We start from the raw sequence: 4,565 nt of genomic DNA on the forward strand, positions 1-4,565 counted from the left end.
GTATGGATAAAAATTAACAAAATGGATAAAGAATTGATTATTCGATCTGGTTCAGAACATGTTGATTTTGCCTTATTAAAAGATGGAAAACTAATTGAATTACATAAGGATGAAGGAAGCAACAACTTTTCTGTTGGCGATGTGTTTATAGCCAAAGTAAGAAAATCTGTTCCAGGCTTAAATGCTGCTTTTGTAAATGTGGGCTACGAAAAGGACGCCTTTTTACATTATCATGATTTAGGTCCAAAACTCCCTTCCCTTTTAAAGTTCACCAAAAGTGTAAGCACAGGTAAACTAAGAGATTTTACTCTTAGCAAATTCCCATTTGAAAAAGACATTGATAAAGACGGCAAAATTAATGACGTCTTAAAATCAAATCAGTCTATACTCGTACAAATTGCTAAAGAACCAATTTCTACTAAAGGTCCTAGAATAAGCTCAGAGCTTTCTATTGCTGGTAGATATATCGTTTTAGTGCCTTTTTCCGACCGAATTTCTATTTCACAAAAGATAGAGAGCAAAGAAGAAAAAGATCGATTAAAACGCCTTGTAAAGAGTATTACTCCACAAGGGTTCGGTATCATTGTACGTACTGTAGCTGAAGGCAAAAAAGTAGCCGAACTAGATAAAGATTTACAAAATTTGTTAGGTCGCTGGACCGCAATGTGTAATAAGCTACATAAAGCCCATCATCCAAGTAAAGTATTAGGAGAAATGAATAAAGCGTCGTCAATTTTGCGCGATATCTTTAACGACTCCTTTACAAGTATCCATGTTGATGATGAAGAGCTTTACATTCAAATTAAAGATTATGTGCAGGAAATTGCACCCAAAAAGGAATCAATAGTTAAGTTATATCAATCTAATATCCCAATTTTTGAAAAGTTTGGAATTGAAAGACAAATAAAAACGTCTTTTGGAAAAACTGTTTCAATGGCAAAAGGAGCTTATGTCATTATTGAACATACAGAGGCCTTACATGTAATTGACGTAAATAGTGGTAATAGATCTAATAAAGAAAACAACCAAGAAGACACTGCCTTAGAAGTAAATTTAATTGCTGCAACAGAAATTGCTAGACAGTTAAGCCTTCGAGATATGGGTGGGATTATAGTGGTTGACTTTATTGATATGACTAAAGCTGAAAACAGAAAATTGCTCTTCAATCATTTACGAGAAGAAATGAAACATGATAGAGCAAAACACAAAATATTACCTCCAAGTAAATTTGGATTAATACAAATTACGAGACAGCGAGTTCGCCCAGAAATGAACATAAAAACCAGAGAGGATAACCCAAATGGTACTAATGGCGAAGAGGTTGAAGCACCCATTGTATTAATACAGAAGATCAATCAAGATTTGGAGCAATTATTAAAAAAAGACTATAAAAAGGTTACTTTAAACACACATCCTTTTATAGCAGCCTTCTTAACAAAAGGCTTTCCATCGATTCGTTCAAAATGGTTTTTTGAACATAAGAAATGGGTTAAAGTTTTACCAAGAGATGCTTACACATACTTAGAATATCATTTTTTTGACCAAGATGGTAATCAAATTAAATAATAAAAAAGCCTTGCTATTAATTTAGCAAGGCTTTTTTTATGTCTACTTTTTAAGTGTTTTCTACTTTTGGGCTGGTCCGCCACTAATAATATTAAATTCTGAACGTCTATTTAATTGATGTTCTTCTTCAGTACAGTTAGCGCCACAATTCACTTTAGGATCGCTTTCTCCTTTTCCTATTCCAGAAATTCTATTAGCCTCAATTCCTTTAGAAATTACGTATTGAACGGTTGATTTAGCACGTCTATCAGATAGTCTTTCGTTATATTTAGCCGAACCTCTACTATCTGTATGCGATTCTGCAACAATAACCATATCTGGATACTTTTGCATAATTGCTACTAACTTATCCAATTCAAATGCGCCTTGTGCAGTAATATTAGCTTTATCAAAATCGAACATAATTGGATTAAGAACCACCTTGTCTTTTACAACAATTACCTCAATTGGATCTAAATTAAGTTGCACTAAGGCCTCTTTTTCTTTACTTCCTGAGAAAGTTACGTAGTTAGATAAATAATCTTTCACCGTTCCTGAAATCTCTAATGACTTATCGCAAGAAACCGTGTATTCCACTTTTCCATTACTATCAGTTGTTTGAGTTGAGACCACACGGTCGTTAGCATCTTTAATTGTAACAGCTACACCTGGTAAAGGATTGTTTGTTTGTTTATCCACCACTGTTGTAATAACGTTTACAAGACATGGAACAACGCGCTTTAAAGCATAGATATCATCTCCTCCTTTTCCTCCAGGGCGATTAGATGAAACAAATCCTTCTCCTGTTTCTTCGTTAATTGTAAATGCTAAGTCATCTGAATTACTGTTAACAGGAACTCCTGCGTTTACAACATCACCAGATGCTGTGGTATGAAATACATCTAAACCACCTAATCCTAAATGTCCGTTTGAGGAGAAATAAAGCACATTTTTATCGCTGATAAAAGGGAACATTTCTTGTCCTTCAGTATTGATTTTAGCTCCTAAATTTTCAGGCTGCCCTAAATTTCCATTATCATCAATAGCTACTTTATAGATATCGAATAGACCAAAACCTCCAGGCATATCAGAAGCGAAGTACAATGTTTTTCCATCCTTACTTAAAGATGGATTTTTAACTGAATACTCTTTATTGTTTAAAGGTAGTGGTTGAACATTTACCCATTTATCACCATCCTTGGTAGCACTGAATAAATACAACACACTTTTCTTAGTTTTAGTTTCTTTGTTTTTCTCGAAATCACCTTCAGAAAAGCTTTCTCTAGAGAAATACATCGTGTTTCCATCTGGACTAAAAGTCACTAATCCTTCGTGGTATTTTGAGTTAACACCATTTACTAATTCAGCTTCAATTCCAGCCGTATCACCTCCAATAGCTACTCTGTAAATATCTAAGAAAGGCTCGTCGTTCCATCCGTAGTTTCTTCTAGCATTATTTCTAGCTGAAGAGAAATATAGATTTCCATCTTTAACAGTTCCTCCAAAATCAGTAAATTCGGAGTTAAATTCTAAAGGTGAAATATCATATAATTTATCACCACTTAAAATCCCAGGAATATAGTCAGGGTTCGCTTTAAAAGCGATAGCTCTTTCGTCTTTAGGCTTTGCCTCAGCAAATTTCTTCATCCATTTGTTAGATTCTGTATACTTGCCATTAGCTTTAAGCATTTGAGAGTATTTAAACATCATTTCTGGATTGTTTTGATCAACCTCCAGGGCTTTTGCATACCATCGTTCTGCTTCAGTAGTACTAAATATGTTGTAATTAGCTTCTGCTAATTGACCATACACATACGCGTCTCCATTTCCATTCTCCACCAATTTGTTGTAGGCTGCAATGGCTTCAATAAATTCAAATTTACTAAAATGCTTGTCGGCATCTCTTGTTTGTTTGTTTTGAGCAGTTATACTTAAACTACTCATCAATATAAGTGTAAAAAATATTTTTAAATTTTTCATAATGTTTAGCTTAAGTAATTAGAAATAACGAGGTGAACGTGATACTTTCTTCAGTAATGGGATTTCGAAATTAATAAAAACCTCATGTGAAGATGATGTCACTATGTCTAAGTCAGACACCACATTATCGTATGCATATCCAATTCTTAAATTTGGTGTAATTAAGAAATTAACCATAGCTGTAAAAGAATCTTCTAAACGATAACCAATACCTAGTTCAACAATATCGTACATAAAAACATTGGCATTCACATCGAAACTAATAGGCGCATCAAATGCCATTTTAAACATAGTATGTGGTTTCAATTTAAAATTATCAGAAAGTGTAAACACATAACCTGCTCCTGCAAATAAATGTTGTGTTTCTGATCCAATCTTATAACCATTAGCATCTAAGTGAACTGAGTTTAACATGTTTGGCATAGATACAGATACATAGTATTTGTTAGGTTGGTATAGATAAACCCCTGCTCCAATATTTGGTGTAACTTCATTAACGTCACTTTGTAATAAAGCATCATTCGAATCTATAGCATCTAAACCTGTAAGTCCAATATCATGGAATGTAGCTCCTGCTTTAAGACCGAAGGCTAACCTGTGTTCTCCCCCTAATGGCAACGTATAAGAAAAGTCGGCATAAACATTATTTTCTTTTACAGGGCCAATTTCATCGGAGATAAAAGATAGGCCTCCACCTACTCTTTTACCTAAAGGTGTACTTACGTTAAATGTACCTGTATTTGGCGATCCTTCTAAACCTACCCATTGGCTTCTGTATAAAACACCTATAGCCACACCGTCGTAAGACCCAGCGTAAGCTGGGTTTACAACGTTCATGTTATACATATACTGTGTGTATTGAGGGTCTTGTTGTGCCTGCATTTGCAATGCAAATGCAAACAAGAATACGAGAATGATATATATTTTTTTCATTATAAAATTTTGGTTGTGTTAGTTTACTTTTCTCTATTAATATATAACCAAGCTGATTTTACTTCGCTTCCTTTATACTTCATAACATAGAAATATGTTCCTGTTGG

General features: G+C 34.1%; 3 protein-coding genes. 1 reads left to right on the top strand and 2 read right to left on the bottom strand.

Annotated elements, in window-relative coordinates; genetic code table 11:
- Positions 1-21 precede the first annotated feature (21 nt).
- A complete protein-coding gene (locus VKY41_RS08080; protein WP_500813937.1) occupies positions 22-1,566 on the top strand; it encodes an Rne/Rng family ribonuclease in 1,545 nt (514 codons plus the stop codon).
- Between the two features lie 60 nt (positions 1,567-1,626).
- Here the strand turns inward: VKY41_RS08080 and VKY41_RS08085 are convergent, their stop codons facing one another.
- Entirely contained in the window at positions 1,627-3,525 is a 1,899-nt protein-coding gene (locus VKY41_RS08085) for an OmpA family protein (protein WP_500813935.1), read from the bottom strand.
- Positions 3,526-3,543: 18 nt separating this feature from the next.
- Complete coding sequence (locus VKY41_RS08090; RefSeq protein WP_500813936.1) at positions 3,544-4,458, bottom strand: PorP/SprF family type IX secretion system membrane protein; 915 nt, start codon at positions 4,456-4,458, stop codon at positions 3,544-3,546.
- Positions 4,459-4,565: the final 107 nt, after the last annotated feature.

The sequence above is a fragment of the Xanthomarina sp. genome (assembly GCF_035306605.1).
Classification (GTDB): domain Bacteria; phylum Bacteroidota; class Bacteroidia; order Flavobacteriales; family Flavobacteriaceae; genus Xanthomarina.

What these genes read in the sequence shown, in the direction of transcription:
- VKY41_RS08080 (WP_500813937.1), top strand. Translation starts at nt 22, where the DNA reads ATGGATAAAGAATTGATTATTCGATCTGGTTCAGAACATGTTGATTTT.
- VKY41_RS08085 (WP_500813935.1), bottom strand. Translation starts at nt 3,525, where the DNA reads ATGAAAAATTTAAAAATATTTTTTACACTTATATTGATGAGTAGTTTA.
- VKY41_RS08090 (WP_500813936.1), bottom strand. Translation starts at nt 4,458, where the DNA reads ATGAAAAAAATATATATCATTCTCGTATTCTTGTTTGCATTTGCATTG.